This window comes from Streptomyces sp. NPDC031445 (assembly GCF_055581365.1).
On the sequence record NZ_JBVIJO010000011.1, the window covers coordinates 198,589 to 215,204 of the forward strand.

12 protein-coding genes are annotated in these 16,616 nt (G+C 72.0%); 8 read left to right on the forward strand and 4 right to left on the reverse strand.

Translation table 11 applies throughout. The features are described from left to right. The first annotated feature begins 121 nt into the window (after positions 1–121). The gene (gene lon / locus ACZ5DC_RS27410; protein ID WP_468656987.1) at positions 122–2,551 is read left to right on the forward strand and encodes an endopeptidase La; all 2,430 of its coding nucleotides are present in this window, start codon (positions 122–124) and stop codon (positions 2,549–2,551) included. 73 nt (positions 2,552–2,624) lie between these two features. On the opposite strand, the gene ACZ5DC_RS27415 is transcribed toward lon, so the two are convergent. Next, entirely contained in the window at positions 2,625–4,979 is a 2,355-nt protein-coding gene (locus ACZ5DC_RS27415; RefSeq protein WP_468656989.1) for an ATP-binding SpoIIE family protein phosphatase, read from the reverse strand. Between the two features lie 141 nt (positions 4,980–5,120). Further along, positions 5,121–5,963 (reverse strand): lysozyme, encoded by an 843-nt coding sequence (locus ACZ5DC_RS27420; RefSeq protein ID WP_468656991.1) that lies wholly within the window; start codon positions 5,961–5,963, stop codon positions 5,121–5,123. Between the two features lie 264 nt (positions 5,964–6,227). On the opposite strand from ACZ5DC_RS27420, the gene ACZ5DC_RS27425 reads away from it, so the two are divergent. After that, positions 6,228–6,719 (forward strand): MarR family winged helix-turn-helix transcriptional regulator, encoded by a 492-nt coding sequence (locus ACZ5DC_RS27425; protein WP_468656993.1) that lies wholly within the window; start codon positions 6,228–6,230, stop codon positions 6,717–6,719. Between the two features lie 431 nt (positions 6,720–7,150). Here ACZ5DC_RS27425 and ACZ5DC_RS27430 read toward each other — a convergent pair whose 3' ends face one another. Continuing rightward, the gene (locus ACZ5DC_RS27430) at positions 7,151–7,939 is read right to left on the reverse strand and encodes a protein phosphatase 2C domain-containing protein (protein ID WP_468656995.1); all 789 of its coding nucleotides are present in this window, start codon (positions 7,937–7,939) and stop codon (positions 7,151–7,153) included. 384 nt (positions 7,940–8,323) lie between these two features. Here ACZ5DC_RS27430 and ACZ5DC_RS27435 point away from each other — a divergent pair, with 384 nt between their 5' ends. The 5 genes from ACZ5DC_RS27435 to ACZ5DC_RS27455 are packed head-to-tail and all read left to right on the forward strand — an operon-like array spanning position 8,324 to position 13,946. Beyond that, positions 8,324–11,092 carry a sensor histidine kinase gene (locus ACZ5DC_RS27435; protein WP_468656997.1) on the forward strand — a complete coding sequence of 923 codons (2,769 nt, stop codon included), beginning with the start codon at positions 8,324–8,326 and terminating at the stop codon, positions 11,090–11,092. Continuing rightward, positions 11,089–11,592, forward strand: a complete 504-nt coding sequence (locus ACZ5DC_RS27440; RefSeq protein ID WP_366751941.1) for a roadblock/LC7 domain-containing protein — start codon at positions 11,089–11,091, stop codon at positions 11,590–11,592. The genes ACZ5DC_RS27435 and ACZ5DC_RS27440 overlap by 4 nt, the downstream gene beginning before the upstream one ends. Beyond that, positions 11,589–12,014 carry a DUF742 domain-containing protein gene (locus ACZ5DC_RS27445; protein WP_366751940.1) on the forward strand — a complete coding sequence of 142 codons (426 nt, stop codon included), beginning with the start codon at positions 11,589–11,591 and terminating at the stop codon, positions 12,012–12,014. Before ACZ5DC_RS27440 ends, ACZ5DC_RS27445 begins: the two co-directional genes overlap by 4 nt. Continuing rightward, on the forward strand, positions 11,995–12,651 hold the full coding sequence (locus tag ACZ5DC_RS27450; protein WP_171152871.1) for a GTP-binding protein: 657 nt from the start codon (positions 11,995–11,997) through the stop codon (positions 12,649–12,651). Before ACZ5DC_RS27445 ends, ACZ5DC_RS27450 begins: the two co-directional genes overlap by 20 nt. A gap of 41 nt (positions 12,652–12,692) precedes the next feature. Beyond that, positions 12,693–13,946 (forward strand): styrene monooxygenase/indole monooxygenase family protein, encoded by a 1,254-nt coding sequence (locus ACZ5DC_RS27455; RefSeq protein WP_468657000.1) that lies wholly within the window; start codon positions 12,693–12,695, stop codon positions 13,944–13,946. Positions 13,947–15,336: 1,390 nt separating this feature from the next. On the opposite strand, the gene ACZ5DC_RS27460 is transcribed toward ACZ5DC_RS27455, so the two are convergent. Beyond that, a complete protein-coding gene (locus ACZ5DC_RS27460; protein WP_468657001.1) occupies positions 15,337–16,095 on the reverse strand; it encodes a GntR family transcriptional regulator in 759 nt (252 codons plus the stop codon). Positions 16,096–16,284: 189 nt separating this feature from the next. Between ACZ5DC_RS27460 and ACZ5DC_RS27465 the strand changes: the two genes are divergently transcribed. Next, positions 16,285–16,614, forward strand: a complete 330-nt coding sequence (locus tag ACZ5DC_RS27465; RefSeq protein ID WP_468657003.1) for an SCO3933 family regulatory protein — start codon at positions 16,285–16,287, stop codon at positions 16,612–16,614. Positions 16,615–16,616 lie beyond the last annotated feature (2 nt).

Sequence of the window (16,616 nt, forward strand, 5' to 3'; positions counted from 1 at the left end):
TTTCCGCAGCTCAGCACCGTCGGCCGGGGTGATCGCTCAGAGCGAACAGAACCCCGGGAACAATAGGCCCCGCCAGAACATTGAGTCGGCATAGCTCAAGTTGACTGCCGAAGGGGAGATCATGGCTGCTGAGTCACCGGCGTTCACGCTGAACCTGCCCGTGCTGCCGCTCGACGACGAGGTCGTGCTGCCCGGCATGGTGGTTCCGCTGGACCTGAGCGACGCCGAGGTGCGGGCCGCGGTGGAGGCCGCCCAGGCCGCCGCCCGCTCCGAACCCGGAAAGCCCAAGGTGCTGCTGGTGCCGCGCATCGACGGCACGTACGCCAAGACCGGCGTCCTCGGCACGGTGGAACAGGTCGGCCGGCTCGCCGACGGTGACCCCGGGGCCCTGATCCGCGGCCGCAGCCGCGTCCGCATCGGCGCCGGCACCACCGGCCCGGGCGCCGCGCTCTGGGTCGAGGGCGCCCGTGTCGAGGAGACCGTTCCCGAGCCGCTGCCGGGCCAGGTCGCGGAACTGGTCAAGGAGTACAAGGCGCTCGCCACCACCTGGCTGAAGAAGCGCGGCGCCTGGCAGGTCGTGGACCGCGTCCAGGCCATCGACGACGTGCCGGCGCTGGCCGACAACTCCGGCTACTCGCCGTTCCTGACGACCGAGCAGAAGGTCGAACTGCTGGAGACCGCCGACCCGGTAGCCCGGCTCAAGCTCGCCACGCAGCAGCTGCGCGACCACCTCGCGGAGCAGGACGTGGCCGAGACCATCGCCAAGGACGTCCAGGAGGGCGTCGACAAGCAGCAGCGCGAGTTCCTGCTGCGCCGTCAGCTGGAGGCCGTCCGCAAGGAACTGCGCGAGCTCAACGGCGAGAAGGACGGCGAGGAGTCCGACGACTACCGCGCCCGCGTCGAGGCCGCCGACCTGCCGGAGAAGGTCCGCGAGGCGGCCCTCAAGGAGGTCGACAAGCTGGAGCGCGCCTCCGACCAGTCGCCCGAGGGCTCCTGGATCCGCACCTGGCTGGACACCGTCCTGGAGATGCCGTGGAACGAGCGAACCGATGACAGCGCTTCCGCGTACGACATCCAGGGCGCCAAGGCCGTGCTGGACGCCGAGCACGCGGGCCTGGAGGACGTGAAGGAACGCATCACCGAGTACCTGGCCGTGCGCAAGCGGCGCGGCGAACGGGGCCTGGGCGTCATCGGCGGCCGGCGCGGCGGTGCCGTGCTCGCGCTCGTCGGCCCGCCTGGTGTCGGCAAGACCTCGCTGGGCGAGTCCGTCGCGCACGCCATGGGCCGCAAGTTCGTCCGCGTCGCCCTCGGCGGCGTCCGGGACGAGGCCGAGATCCGCGGTCACCGCCGCACGTACGTCGGCGCGCTGCCCGGCCGGATCGTACGCGCGATCAAGGAAGCCGGGTCCATGAACCCGGTGGTCCTGCTGGACGAGATCGACAAGGTGGGCTCCGACTTCCGGGGCGACCCGGCCGCCGCCCTCCTCGAAGTGCTCGACCCGGCGCAGAACCACACCTTCCGGGACCACTACCTGGAGGTGGAGCTGGACCTGTCCGACGTGGTCTTCCTCGCCACCGCCAACGTCCTGGAGGCCATCCCGGAGGCGCTCGCCGACCGGATGGAGATCGTCCGCCTGGACGGCTACACCGAGGACGAGAAGGTCGTCATCGCCCGGGACCACCTGCTCCCGCGCCAGCTGGAGCGGGCCGGCCTGGACAAGGCCGAGGTCACGCTGGACGAGAGCGCGCTGCGCAAGCTCGCCGGCGAGTACACGCGCGAGGCGGGCGTGCGGACCCTGGAGCGCTCCATCGCACGGCTGCTGCGGAAGATCGCGGCCCAGCACGAACTGGGCGAGCGCGAGCTGCCGTTCACCGTCACCGACGGCGATCTGCGCGGGCTGATCGGCCGGCCGCACCACGTTCCCGAGTCCGCCCAGGACCCGGCCGAGCGCCGTACGGCCGTCCCCGGTGTGGCGACCGGCCTCGCGGTCACCGGCGCCGGCGGCGACGTGCTCTTCGTGGAGGCGTCCCTGGCCGACCCGGAGACGGGCGGGGCGGGGCTGACCCTGACCGGCCAGCTGGGCGACGTGATGAAGGAGTCGGCGCAGATCGCGCTGAGCTTCCTGCGCAGCCACGGCGCCGAACTGGAGCTGCCGGTGGCCGACCTGAGGGACCGGGGCGTGCACATCCACTTCCCGGCGGGCGCGGTGCCGAAGGACGGCCCGAGCGCGGGCATCACGATGACGACGGCCCTCGCCTCGCTGCTCTCCGGCCGCCTGGTCCGCACGGACGTCGCCATGACCGGCGAGGTCTCGCTGACCGGCCGGGTGCTGCCCATCGGCGGCGTGAAGCAGAAGCTGCTCGCCGCCCAGCGCGCCGGGGTGACCACCGTCATCATCCCCAAGCGCAACGAGCCCGACCTGGACGACGTCCCGGCCGAGGTGCTGGACAAGCTCGACGTCCACACCGTGACCGACGTCCGCCAGGTGCTGGAACTGGCGCTCGCGCCCGCCACGAGCGACGCGGCGCCGGAGGTTCCGGTGGCGGCGTGACGGACGCCGCCGGATGAGGGAAGGCCCGGGTCCCGTGAGGGAGGCCCGGGCCTTCGCCCTGTGCGCGCCCGGGTCAGGGCGCGCTCAGCGACTGCTCCGCCCAGACCGTCTTGCCGATCCGGTCGTGCCGGGTGCCCCAGCGCTCGGCGAGCTGGGCGACCATCAGCAGGCCCCGGCCGCCCTCGTCGAAGATCCGGGCCCGGCGCATGTGCGGGGTGGTGTCGCTGGCGTCGTAGACCTCGCTGATCAGGGTCCTGCCCTGACGGATCAGCCGGAGCCGGATCGGCGGGCAGCCGTAGCGGATGGCGTTGGTGACCAGCTCGCTGACCATCAGCTCCGTGGTGAACGCGGCCTCGTCCAGGCCCCACGCGGACAGCTGGTCGGTGGCGTACCGGCGGGCCAGGGAGACGACGGCGGGCTCGGCGGACAGCTCCCAGGAGGCGACCAGGTCCTCGTGCAGCGCCCGGGTACGGGCCACCAGCAGGGCGATGTCGTCGTCGGGGCGGTGGCCGAGCAGGTCGGTGAGGACCCGGTCGCACACCGACTCCGGCGACGGCGCGGGACGGCCCAGCGCGACGGACATCCTGTCCAGGGCCTCGTCGATGTCGTGGTCGCGGGCCTGAAGCAGTCCGTCGGTGTACAGCGCGAGCAGGCTGCCCTCGGGCAGTTCCGTCTCCAGCGCCTCGAAGGGCAGCCCACCGAGCCCGAGCGGCGGCCCCGCGGGCACGTCGAGGAAGCGGACGGCGCCGTCCGGGGTCACCACGGCGGGCGGCGGGTGCCCGGCGCGGGCCACGGAGCAGCGGCGCGAGACGGGGTCGTAGACGGCGTACAGACACGTGGTGCCGATGCCGCCGGCGGTGTCGGCGCCCGGGTCCGCGCTGCCCTCCTCGGCGGCCAGCCGCAGCACCAGGTCGTCCAGGTGGGTGAGCAGTTCGTCGGCGGGCAGATCGACGTCGGCCAGGGTGCGTACCGCCGTGCGCAGCCGGCCCATGGTGGCGGAGGCCCGGATGCCGTGGCCCACCACGTCACCCATGACGAGCGCCACCCGCGCCCCGGACAGCGGGATCACGTCGAACCAGTCGCCGCCCACGCCGGCCCGGGTCGCGGCCGGCAGATAGCGGGTGGCGATCTCCAGGGCCGCCTGCTCGGGCACCGTGTGCGGGAACAGCCCGGGGCACGGGGCCTCGGCGGTGGCGCCGGGCCGGGAGCCGCCGCGGGCCTGCTCCATGCCGGCGGCCGCCTTGGCGGTGAACTCCTCCGCGAGCCGCAGGTCCTCCGGTCCGAAGGGGCCCCGCCCGCCGTGCCGGCCGAACAGGGCCACGCCGAGCGTGCCGCCCTGGGCGAGCAGCGGGACCGCCAGCAGGGAGCGCGTCCCGGACGTGCGCAGCCACGAGGCGCCCGGGTCCAGCGCCGCCCACTCGGCCACGGCCGGGTCCGCCATGTCGTACAGCATCGGGCGGGCCGCCGTCAGACACCGGGCGGGCGGCGAGTCCGCCGGACAGACGACCACCTCACCGGCACCGGCGCCGGTCCGGACGCCGCTGCCGGGCCCGCCGCCGTCCGGGACCGCGCGCAGGGCGGCGCGGCGCAGGACCACCCGCTCCGGCGGCCGGCCGGCGGCCTCGGCGGTGCTCCACGGGGAGTCCAGCAGGTCCACCGCCATGACGTCGGCCAGCCGGGGGACCGTGACCTCGCCGAGCTCCCCCGCCGCGCGGGCCCGGTCCGCCGCCGTGCCGACGGGCGCGCCGGACCCGCCCGCGCTTTCCCGGGCCGGCTCCGGCACGGACAGGCAGACCGCCCGTACCCGGCCGCCGGCGTCCTTCAGCGGGGTGAGGACCATGGCCCGGCCGAGCTCCGGGCCGAGCCGGCCGCGCGTCTCCTGCGCCCTGCCGCCCTCCAGCACCCGCCGCATCGACCGGTCGGCCTCCTCGCTCACCGGCCCCGGCACGATGTGGGTGAGGCGCAGCCCGCGCATCGCCGCCTCGGGCAGCGCGAGGGCGTGCTCCATCCGGCGGTTGGCGCGCACCAGGCGCAGGCCGGCGTCGAAGACGGCCAGCGGAAAGGGGGACTGGAGGAACGTCCACTCCTCCAGCGGTTCTCCGCGCGGCGGCTGCGTCCGGGCCGTCACCGCGCTCACCACGAGCCAGTCGGCGGCGCCGGTGCGCGAGGTCCGGCGGTGGGCGAGCACGCCCAGTTCCAGGAGCCCGCCGTCCCGGTGGCGCAGGGGGACGGTGCCGTTCCAGCGGGTCCGGCCGGCCAGTGCCCGCCGGACCGCCGTGCCGTCGGCGGCGAGCAGCGCGGTGGCGGGCCGGCCGAGCACGGCGGGGGAGTCGTAGCCGAGCAGCCGTCGCGCGCCCTCGCTCCAGCCGGTGACGATGCCCCGCTCATCGATGGTGGCCGTGGCCGTGTACGTCGACTGTCGCTCCATCGCCGCTCATCTCGCCCTAGCTCGGCAGGCTCTCCTGTCCAGCTTGATCCCGGGCGGCGCGGAGCACCAACGCGGACGCGGCGCACACGGCGGCCCCCGCCGTCCGGCAGGGGCCACCGCGGAGCCGTCGGCCGCCGGCCGTCAGCCGAGGGCCAGGGCCTGCACCCGGTCCAGGGCGCCGTTGAACTTGTCGTGGTCGCCGACCGTCGGGCCGGAGGAGGTGTACTGCCACATCGTGTAGTACGACCACCCGGCCGGCAGCGTCCCCGGGTCGGAGGCGTAGCGGGCGATCCACAGCGGGTTGTTCACGGCGAAGCCGCCGTAGTTGCCGGTGCACTGGGTCCACCAGCTGGTGGCGGTGTAGATGACCGGGTAGCGGCTGGTGCGCGCCTTGTACGTGTTGATGAAGTCGGCGATCCAGCTCACCATCTGGCTCGCGGTCTTGCCGTAGCAGGCCGCGCCGTACGGGTTCCACTCGATGTCGAGCGCGCCGGGCAGCGTCTTGCCGTCCCGGGACCAGCCGCCGCCGTGGTCCACGAAGTAGTTGGCCTGGGTGGCGCCGCTGGTGGTGTCCGGGGTGGCGAAGTGGTACGAGCCGCGGATCATGCCGACGTCGTAGGAGCCGTTGTACTGCTGGGCGAAGTACGGGTTCGTGTAGTACGTGCCTTCCGTCGCCTTCGTGTACGCCCACCGGACCCCGCTGTTCCACAGGGTCGGCCAGGCGACGTTGCCCTGGTAGCCGGAGACGTCGACGCCCTCGGTCTGGGTGGCGTCACCGGTGCTGGGCGTGCCGTCCTGGCCGTCGTGGGCGAGGACGCCCATGCCCATGTGGGCGGAGCCACGGCTGGGCGTGCTCGCGGCCTGGGCGGAGGTGAGCGGAAGCGTGAGGGAGAGCGCCGCGAGCAGGGCCGTGAGGAGGACGGCGAGGGGGGAGACGGAGCGGGCGGGGACGGAGCGGGTGGAGCCGGGTCTGAGCACGGGCATGACGTGCCTCCGGGGAGTGGAGTGGGGGAGTGACGCGGGGGGTGGCGCGGGGGAGTGACGTGGGGACTGCGACACCGATCGTCGGCCCACTGGCGTGAGCATGCCATTAACGACGTGCTAAGAAGCTACGCACGTAGATGAGGGTGTGGGAAGAGGGTCCGGACGACGCCGTTGGTCTACGCCTGCGAAATACTGGGAGAGCTGCGGCAATGACGACTTTTGACGGAAACTTTCAGGACCGCGAAACCGAGCAGGGGTGCTGACGTGCACGAGGACGAAAGCGGCGGCGCGCACGGCGCCGTCGGGCAGATGACGCCCAGTGGTGCAGACCAGGAATTCCTGGCGCTGGAGCGCGAGTTGACCGTGCTGCTCCGGCGCGCCCGGGCCAACCAGGGCGAGATGGCCCGGGAGGTCCACCCCGACCTGGAGTCCTCCGCGTACGGCCTGCTCATCCGGCTGGACGAGCTGGGCGGCCAGCGGGCCACGGAACTCGCCGGCTACATCGGGGTCGGCAAGGCCACCATGTCCCGCCAGCTGCGCGCCCTGGAGGACCTCGGCCTGATCGCGCGCGAGCCCGACCCGGCCGACGGCCGCGCCTGGCTCGTCACCCTCACCGACGAGGGCCGCCGCCGCGTCGGCACGGTCCGCGAGGCCCGCCGCGCCCGCTACGTCCGCCAACTCGCCCACTGGGACCGCCACGAGGTCGCCGAACTGGCCCGACTGCTGCACGAGCTGAACGGCGTGATGGCGAAGTAACGACACCAACCGGCTCCGCCGAGGGAACGGGCTCGGGCATGCGGGGTGGGGTCCGGGCGGGGTGGGGTGGGGTGGGGTGGTGAAGGGGCCGGCTGGGGCGTGTGGCCGGTGTGGCGAGGTGGCTTGGCTGGGGCGTGTGGCCGGCATGGTCCCGCCCCGGCCCCCGCACCCCGCCGGGCCCCCGCACCCCGCCGGGCCCCCGCATCCCGCCCCGGCCTCCGCATCCCGCCGGGTCCCCGCACCCCGCCCCGGCCTCCGCATCCCGCCGGGTCCCCGCACCCCGCCCCGGCCTCCGCACCCCGCCCCGCCTCGGCGTCTCACCCGCGCCCCCGACGCCTGCCCGCAGCCCGGGCTCCTGCCCGCAGCCCCGGCGCCCGCCCGCGCCCCGCGGCACCCGCCCGCAGCCCCGGCGCCCGCCCCGCGTTCCTCCGTCACAGTTCCACGTACACCGCCGTCGCGTCGTCGTGTGTCTTGGCGCGGCCCAGGTACGCCCGGTCCTCGCGGTCCGCCGTTTCCAGTTCCCGTACCCGTTCCACCAGCGACCGGGCGCCCTCCTTGGCGAGCAGGTCGAACAGGGCCGTCCAGTCGCCCTCGCGGAACGTCTCCGTCCAGCGGGTCGCGCCGTCCGTCAGCGCCGCCAGTGCGCGGACGTCCCGCCGGGGCAGGGTGCCGGTGACCGCCCGGGCGGCCACCGCGGGGTCGGCGGCGGCGGTGAAGAAGCCGCCCTCCTTGTTGCGCAGGCCGGCGTCGACCAGCGCGTCCGTGGCGAGCGCGGAGCGGGGCAGCCGGGCGAGACGGTCGTCCAGCAGCGGGGTGACCGTGCCGTCGGGTCCCCGCACCAGCAGCGCGGAATCGGACAGCACCAGGTACTCGACCGCCGTGGCGGACCAGCGGGCCAGGGCGACGGTTGCCTGGGGGGTTCGCGGGTGAGAAAGCTCACAGGTGTCCGCATGGGCGTCCGCGACGCGACGGATCGCCCGCGCGAGAATCTCCGACAACGTCAGATCTCGGCAGGAAACGGTCAGTTCGATCAGCGCACCGCCCAGCAGCGCCGTGAACCAGGGGACGGAATGCAGACAGCCCGTCCCGCCGCTGGGCGGAGTCACTCCGTCCAGGACGACCACGCAACCTCCCTGTCCGGAGGCGGGTAGTCCGACACCGGCGAAGTCCTCGTTGGGGCGGGACGCGTCGCCGGGTTCCGAGACCAGATCAGTACGCATCCAGCCAGTCTGCACGAGCCCTTCACACAGTGCGCCAAAGGCTGGCACAGGACGGTGAATTCCCACGACCCCGCAGGTCAGACGCCTGGTTTGGGTAAGAATGATCCACTCCGGGAAGGCGTGGCGGCGAATACTGCCAAAGCCTGCCGCGCGCGTCCAACCGGCCCACCGCGCAAGAGCGTGGCACGCGCCACGGGAACTTGCCCGCCAACTCCCCTCCGATGTTCACTCCTTCGGGTGGCGGGTCAGGTGATGCGCGACCACTGCCCACCGGCGCTGGGAGGGTCGGGAACCGTACGAACCGGGTGTACGCACCACTTGGCACCGAGCTGACGGGGCGCCATCCGGGCCCCTGGGTAGACGAGTTCAGGAATGCGAGCACCGGTGCAGAAGAAGCGGCCTCGGCGCACAGGCAGGCAGACGGCCCCCGAGGGGACCGTCCCCCAGACCCCCGTGGGCTCCGGTCGCCCCACCCATGTGCGCACCCGGCTGATCGTCGCCGTCGCCGTGGTGGCGGCGGCCGTCGCGGGAGCCGGCGCGCCCGCGCTGCTCACGGCCTCCCAGGACGTCAGCGACTCCCAGGACCTGGTGACGCTGGCCGCCCGCACCCAGGACGCGCTCACCCTCGCCCACTCCCTCGCCGACGAACGCGACGAGGTCACCTCCTACGTCGCGGCCGGCCGCCCCAAGGACAAGGCGCCCTCCGAGGACCGCAGTGCCCGCGTGGACCGGCAGGTCGAGGAGCTGCGCGCCGACACCGGCACCCCGGCGAGCCTGCGCACCGCCCTCGACGGCATCGACGCGCTCCGCCGCGGCGCCCTCACCGGCAAGACCGGCGCCCTCCAGACCCACCAGGCGTACTCGGCGACGATCACCGCGCTGCACCGGCTCGCCGAGCAGCTGGCCGAGCAGACGCCCCCGCGGGCCGGCTCCGGCGCCCACGCCCTCGCCGAACTGGACTCCGCCGTCCAGCAGTCCGCCGCCGCCCGCGGCCTGCTGCTGGCCGCGCTGAACATCCCGTCCAGCACCCAGACGGTGATCGACCCCGCCACCGGCCTGCCCACCACCACCGCGACCAGCACCGAAGCGGACCGCAAACAGCGCGACGCGCTCACCGCCGCCGCCCAGCAGGCCCGGCTGCGCGCCGACGCGGCCCTCGCAGGCTTCCGCGAGACCGCGCCGAAGGCGGCCGTGGACTCCTACGACTCCACGGTCACCGGCCCCGAGGTCAACTCCGCCGACAAGTACCTCGCCTCGCTCACCGGCCAGCCCACCCTCGCCGACAGCGAGCTGACGACCAGCACCAAGAAGCTGGACGCGGCCCTGTCCGCCCGTGTCGACCTGATGCGCGGCGCCGAGTCCGCGCTCTACGACCACCGCACCAAGGACCTGGCCAAGCTCCGCGACGACGACGTCACCGCCCTGGAGATCCGCGTCGCGGTCCTCGGCGCGCTGATGCTGGTCGCGGTCGGCATCGCCACCGCCATGGCCCGCACCCTGACCCGCCCGCTGTCGGTCCTGCGCCGCGGCTCCGCCCGCCTCGCCGCGGCCGAGGACCCGGCGGCCCAGGAGCCGATCGCCTTCACCGGCCGCAACGACGAGTTCGCCCAGGTGGTGCGCTCGGTCAACGCCCTGCACGCGCACGCCGTGACGCTGCACGAGCGGGTCGCCACCCTGGAGACCGACCGCAAGCACCTGGTCGGCCAGCGCCAGAAGATGGCCGACGCCCGCGAGGAACTGCGCGCCGAGCTGGCCGAGTCCACCGCCCAGCTGGAGCGGCTGCGCACCAGCATCGGCTCCACCTTCGTCAACCTGGCCCTGCGTACCCTGGGCCTGGTCGAGCGCCAGCTGGCCGTCATCGAGGGCCTGGAGGACCGCGAGCAGGACCCCGACCGCCTCGCCACCCTGTTCAAGCTGGACCACTTCGCCACGGTCATGCGCCGGCACAGCGAGAACCTCCTGGTCCTCGCCGGCACCGAGCACGTCCAGCAGCATCCGGGCCCGGTGCCGCTGGTCGACGTGGTCCGGGCGGCGGTCAGCGAGATCGAGCGCTATGAGCGCGTCCGCATCGCGGCCCTCCCGCCGCACGCCCACGTCGCGGGCTTCGCCGCCGACGACCTCTCCCACCTGCTGGCCGAACTCATGGAGAACGCCACCTCGTTCTCCCCGCCGGACCTGCCCGTCGAGGTCTCCGGCTGGCTGCTGGAGTCGGGCGAGGTCATGCTGTCGGTCCAGGACGAGGGCATCGGCATGACCGCCGACCGCCTGGACACCCTCAACGGCCGCCTCGGCGACTTCGACCCCGAGTCCCTCTACGACCAGGAGGGCGAGGAGGGCCTCGGCCTCGGCCTGTACGTCGTCGCGCGCCTCGCCCACCGGCACGGCGTCCGCGTCCAGCTGCGCGAGCAGAAGCAGGGCGGCATCGCGGCGGTGGTGGTCCTCCCGGCCTCCCTGCTGGTCGAGGCCGCGCCCACGGCGCTCCCGCCGCAGAGCGCCGCCCCCGGCGGCACGGGCGCCTTCTCCCTCCCCGGCGCCGACGCCGAGGCCAACTCCAACGTCCTGCCCGCCCGCGCCAAGCACCAGGACCCCCTGGTCACCCTGGCGGAGCAGGCCGTACGGGACGCCGCCGCCGAGGCACCGGTCACGACGCCGCGGGAGGCACCCGAGGAGGCGCCGGCCGAGGCGCACGAGCAGGCGGCCCAGCCCGCCCAGGACACGGAGACCCGCCCGAAGGCCCCGGCGGAGACGTACGCCGAGACGACGATGGAGCTGCTGCTCCCCAGCGCGCCGGCGGCCGCCGACGGCGAGCACACCCCACAGGAGCCCCCCGCACCCGGCGACGAGACCCGCACGGACGGTGCGGACGGGCACGCGGACTCCGAAGCCGAGGAGGAGGAGCGGCTCACCAGCAAGGGGCTCCCCAAGCGCACACCGAAGATCACCGCCCCCACCACCCCGCCCCGCCAGCGCAGCTCCAGCGTCGACGCCGAAGCCCTGCGCCGCAGGCTCGGCGGTTTCCGCACCGGCGCCCAGGCCGGCTACCGCGACGTAGAGGCGGAGATCGCCGAGCAGACGGCCAACAACCGGCGGCCGGCCAGCCACGCACACGCCGAAGAAGCCACGGGGGGCACAGCCGAGGAGGCAAGCAGTTGACCGCGCCCACTACCTACGGACTGAGCAGTGAAGCCCGCAACCTGCACTGGCTGCTGACCAACCTGGTCGAGGAAGTACCCGGCATCCAGTCCGTCGCCGTGGTCTCCTCCGACGGGCTGCTCCTGCTGTCGTCCGACCCGGGTCACACGGAGGACGCCCGCCAGTCCCGCGACACCAAGCGGACCGGCCCCCGGGGCTCCGCCGCCGACCTCGCCACCATCGTCTCCGGCATCGGCAGCCTCACCGTCGGCGCCGCCAAGCTGATGGAGTTCGGCGGGGTCAAGCACACGATGGTCGCGATGGAGGAGGGCAGCCTGTTCGTGATGTCGATCAGCGACGGCTCGCTGCTCGGCGTGCACGGCTCCGCCGAGTGCGACATGAGCGTCGTGGCGTACCACATGGCGCTCTTCGTCGGCCGCGCCGGCCACGTCCTGACTCCGGAGCTGCGCAGCGAACTGCGCAAGAACCTGGAAGCCGAGTCGACCGGGGGCGACCGATGACCGGCACCCCGAAGAAACCGGGCAGGACGCAGCTTCCGGTGCGCGGCGGCGACCGCAAACCCGCCCGCGTCCGCCCCTACTCGCTCACCGGCGGCCGTACCCGCTTCGGCCACGTCCTCCTCGTGGAGACGTTCGTGGCGGCGCTGGAGGCCCCGGAGGAGCGCAAGGAACTGACGAACGGCTCGCTCACCACCCGGGTCATGCCGGAGATGCGGGCCATCGTCGAACTGTGCCGCCGTATGCGCACGGTGGCCGAGATCGCCGCGCTGCTGAAGATGCCGCTCGGCGTGGTCCGCGTGCTCCTGAGCGATCTCGCGGACCAGGGAAAGATCCGTGTGTACGGCACCGGAACGGGTCACGGCACCGGCCGCCCGGACCGCGCTCTGCTGGAAAGGGTGCTGAGTGGACTCCGCCGTCTCTGACGCCACCGCCTCCTTCGGGGGCACCCCCCTCGTCGCCGGGTTCACCGAACCGGACGAGGACCTGAAGTCCTGGCAGACGGACCGGACGCGCGCCCCCATCGCGACGAAGATCGTGGTGGCGGGCGGCTTCGGCGTCGGCAAGACCACGCTCGTCACCTCCGTCTCGGAGATCACGCCCCTGCAGACCGAGGCGCTGATGACCGAGGCCAGCGAGGGCACCGACGACCTGTCCGCCACGCCGGGCAAGCTCACCACCACCGTGGCCATGGACTTCGGCCGCATCACGCTCGACGACGACCTGGTGCTCTACCTGTTCGGCACGCCGGGCCAGCAGCGGTTCTGGTTCATGTGGGACGACCTGGTGCGCGGCGCGATCGGCGCCGTCGTCATGGCCGACACCCGCCGGCTCAAGGACTGCTTCCCGGCCCTGGACTACTTCGAGAGCTGCGGACTGCCGTACGTCGTCGCGGTCAACCACTTCGACGGCAGCGAGCGGTTCGAACCGGAGGACGTGCGGGAGGCGCTGACGATACCGGCGCACATTCCTGTCATGATCATGGATGCGCGGCGGCGGATCTCGGCGATCGAGGTCCTCCTGGCCCTGGTGGGCCACGCGCTGGACGAAACCCCGGAGTAGTCCTCACCCCTCGTCCTCATCCCGTAGGAGGCACCACCCGCATGCGGAAGATACTCGTCGTCGGGGCCGGCCAGTCCGGCCTTCAGCTCGCCCTCGGCCTGCAGTCGCACGGCTACGAGGTCACCCTGATGTCGAACCGGACAGCGGACGAGATCCGCTCCGGCCGGGTCATGTCGACGCAGTGCATGTTCGACACGGCCCTCCAGTACGAGCGCGACCTCCAGCTGAACTTCTGGGAGTCCCAGGCCCCGAAGATCGAAGGACTCGGCGTCTCGGTCGCCGCGCCCGGCTCCCACGACCCGGGCCCGACCCAGCGGGCGATCGACTGGGTGGGCAGGCTCGACGGGTACGCGCAGTCGGTGGACCAGCGGGTGAAGATGGCCGGCTGGATGGAGACGTTCGCCCAGCGCGGCGGCCAGCTGGTCATCCACGGCGCGGCGGTCGGCGACCTGGACTACTTCTCCCGCACCTACGACCTCGTCCTGGTCGCGGCCGGCAAGGGCGAGCTGGTCTCGATGTTCGCCCGCGACCCGGAGCGCTCCCCGTACAGCGAGCCGCAGCGGGCGCTGGCGGTGGCGTACGTGCACGGGCTCGGCCCGCGCCCGGAGCACCCGGACTTCGACGCGGTCCGCTGCAACCTGGTCCCCGGCGTCGGCGAGCTGTTCGTCATGCCGACGTTCACCACGTCCGGCCGCGCCGACATCCTGTTCTGGGAGGGCATACCCGGCGGCCCGCTCGACGTCTTCCGGGGCGTCAAGGACCCGGCGGAGCACCTCTCCCTGACCCTGGAACTCATGGAGAAGTTCACGCCCTGGGAGTACGCGCGGGCCACGAAGGTCGAACTCACGGACGCGGGCGGCACCTTGTCCGGCCGCTACGCCCCGACCGTGCGCAACCCCGTCGGCCGGCTGCCCTCGGGCGGTCTGGTGCTGGGCGTGGCCGACGTGGTCGTCGCCAACGACCCGATCACCGGCCAGGGCTCCAACTCGGCGTCCAAGTGCGCCGCCGCCTACCTCGCGTCGATCCTGGAGCACGGTGACAAGCCGTTCGACGAGGAGTGGATGCGGCAGACGTTCGACCGGTACTGGGCCACCGCCCAGCACGTCACCAAGTGGACGAACGCGATGCTGGCGCCGCCGCCGGAGCACGTCCTGAACCTGATCGGCGCGGCCGGGCAGCTGCAGCCCGTGGCGGATCGATTCGCCAACGGGTTCAACGACCCGGCCGACTTCGAGAACTTCTTCTACGACCCGGAGAAGACGTCCGCGTACCTGGCCTCGGTCACTGGGGCCTGAGAGGTCTCTGACCTGGGATCTGACCGTCCTTGTCTGTCGTTGTCGGTTGACATCGGTTGGCCTCAGACGGCCCAGAGACGGCCCCGGCAGCACCGGGGCCGTCTCTGCTTGGGACTTACAGGGTCGTACCGTCACACTCGGCGAAACGATGCGGAAGCCCTCCCGCCCGTAAAGTCGCACGTGAAGGCGCTATGACTGGCCGGCGGACCGAACGACACACACGCCACAGTTTGTGACGGAGGCCACTTCAGTTTACTTGCCAGTATGCAGGCGATACGAGTCTCTCCCGTGATCGCCGCCTGTAAGGTGTAGCCCAACTCGCCTACTTCCCGGCCCTGTTCGTCTCGGTTGGGGACCGAGGCGTCAGTGGCGCCGTTTGGCTCACTGACAACACCCCGGTAGGGAGGCTGAGTTGCGATGACCGGTAGTCGCACGGACCGCAAGAAGAAGGATCGAGACCCCCGTTGGTGGGTTCCGATCGCTGTGGCGGCCCTTACGGCGATCTCGTCGATCGCGGGGTGCGTTAGTCAGGTGGCTGCCCGTTAGTTCTGGCAACGACCGGCCGTGGTGGTTGTGCTCGTCAAGCGAGTGCGGCCGACGCGTACACGGCCGACTCGCCTGACGGTGAACGCTCCGAGTGAAGCCCGTCGCGGATGGCAGTCTGCGGCGGGCTTTCGCTTTGAGCGCGAGCACTACAGTCACGCGCAACATTCATTACGTCGCAGCGTGCCTAAGCTCGGATACTAGGTTTGAATAAATCCCATTGCAAGTCTTAAGAGACCTGCGGACGCTCCTGCTCCGCATGTGAAGCTGCAGGTCAGAGAGGGGCGGCCTAGATGTTGATCTTGGGTCGTCAAAACTAATTTGACTTGCACTGAAAGTGTCAAAAAGCTCGATTGAGCGAAGCCAGCTGGCTGAGCTAGTCGGCGACCGCATCTTCCCTAGCCGCAACGCAGCCTAAGCTCCCATCCCGTACGCCGTCGACCCACACACCGTGGAGCGGGCGTGGTCCATGGCGTCCAGGTGGAGCGCGCCACTGTACGAACGACCTGGACGCCATGGACCGCGTCTGCTCGGCTTTGCCTGGGTCGATGGTGTGCGGGATGGGAGCCCCCGACATTAGCCACGACGGGCCCGCAGTCAGCGACGGTGCCCCCTCCATCCCGGTGCCGGCCGATCCCCCGCCGGAGGCACTGTTCTGACCATCGCGTATGCGGTGATCCCCTCATGGCCGCGGCCCTATCCACCTGTGGGCGCGCGTCGGCGCAGCGCGGGCGGAGCGGGCCGAAGGCAGGAGCGTCGCCCGCAGCGGAGCCGGGAAGCGCGCCCGGCGGAGCGGAGCGCAGCCGGGGCTTGATGAGGTAGAGAAACCTGTAACAGCTCGCGTGGACTACGCGTCGAAGTCGTACTCCAGGACGTAGGAGGCGGCATCGAGCGTCATCTCGTTGATCTCGACGGGGCGCCCCTCATCCGCGAACGCGGTCCGGCAGATGAGGATGACCGGCGTGCCGGCGGAGATGCGCAGTTGATCCGCTTCGCCCTTCGTGGGCATGCGCGAGCGGATCTCTTCGCGGAAGTGGACGGGCTTGTAACCAAGTTCGGCGAGTCGGGCGTACGTCCCACCGGGTCCAGTGTCCTCCTGCGTGATCGCAGAGCCCGCGACCACCGAAGTGGGCAGATAGCTGGTCGCCAGAAGGACGGGCTTCCCGTCCAGGACGAACCGCCGCCGCCGCACGCACACGGTGTCCCCGTCCACCAGCTCCAGGACGGCCCCGATCCCCTGAGGTGCCTCTTCCTCCGACACCGTGACCTGGTCGACCATGAGTGTGCGGTTCTCGATATCGGCGGACCAGATCGAGCGTCCGCTACCCCACTGCTCCTGGGCAAGCCGCTGGATGCCCCGGCGCCGCAACGGTCGGAAGGCTCGGACGAAGACGCCGGCGCCCTTTCGGGACTCGGCCACCCCTTCGTCCTTCAGTACGCTGAGTGCCTGGCGAGCTGTCATGCGTGCCACGCCATGCGTGGCCATCAACTCGTTCTCCCCTGGAAGCCGATCACCGGGACCGTACTCGCCGGACTGGATCGCCTCCCGTAGGGAGTCCGCGATCCGCTGGTACTTCGGCCGACGGTCGTCGTCGGTGCTGGCCATTCGGGAGCCCTCCTCTCTTCTCTAGACAGCCTAGGTCATAGGTGCGACGCCTGCTCGGTGCGTGTAGCCGGAATCCTCTGCCCTCAACATCTCTAGACAGATTGCTTGACGTCTCTAGAGACGTGCGCTCCAATGGAGATGTCTAGAGAGGTCGCAAGAGGCGGCCTCCCCGGTGCGAGGGATGTACGCATGCCGTCGTTCAAGATCGACGTTTCGACCGCCGTGGTGTTCGTGGCGACCGCGCCGGCGCCGAAGCTGGCCAACGCCAAGACGGGTGAGCGCGCGATGGACCGGGAGACCGGTGCTCCGCTGTCGACCGTGGGCCTGCTGGTCTCCGACGAGGGCGAGGGGAACCTGTATCAGGTGACCATCCCGGAGACGGGTTACCAGGGGGACCTGGTGCCGGGTATGCCGGTGAAGGTGATCGGGCTGAAGGCCCGGGACTGGGAGAACGAGTTCAACGGTCAGAAGCGGCACGGGATCTCGTTCCGCGCGGTCGCGATCACCCCGGTGGCCTGACC

Excerpts from the sequence above, each read along its gene's own strand:
- ACZ5DC_RS27465 (WP_468657003.1), top strand. The coding sequence starts at position 16,285 with ATGCCGTCGTTCAAGATCGACGTTTCGACCGCCGTGGTGTTCGTGGCG.
- ACZ5DC_RS27455 (WP_468657000.1), top strand. The coding sequence starts at position 12,693 with ATGCGGAAGATACTCGTCGTCGGGGCCGGCCAGTCCGGCCTTCAGCTC.
- ACZ5DC_RS27415 (WP_468656989.1), bottom strand. The coding sequence starts at position 4,979 with ATGGAGCGACAGTCGACGTACACGGCCACGGCCACCATCGATGAGCGG.
- ACZ5DC_RS27445 (WP_366751940.1), top strand. The coding sequence starts at position 11,589 with ATGACCGGCACCCCGAAGAAACCGGGCAGGACGCAGCTTCCGGTGCGC.
- ACZ5DC_RS27420 (WP_468656991.1), bottom strand. The coding sequence starts at position 5,963 with ATGCCCGTGCTCAGACCCGGCTCCACCCGCTCCGTCCCCGCCCGCTCC.
- ACZ5DC_RS27430 (WP_468656995.1), bottom strand. The coding sequence starts at position 7,939 with ATGCGTACTGATCTGGTCTCGGAACCCGGCGACGCGTCCCGCCCCAAC.
- ACZ5DC_RS27460 (WP_468657001.1), bottom strand. The coding sequence starts at position 16,095 with ATGGCCAGCACCGACGACGACCGTCGGCCGAAGTACCAGCGGATCGCG.
- lon (WP_468656987.1), top strand. The coding sequence starts at position 122 with ATGGCTGCTGAGTCACCGGCGTTCACGCTGAACCTGCCCGTGCTGCCG.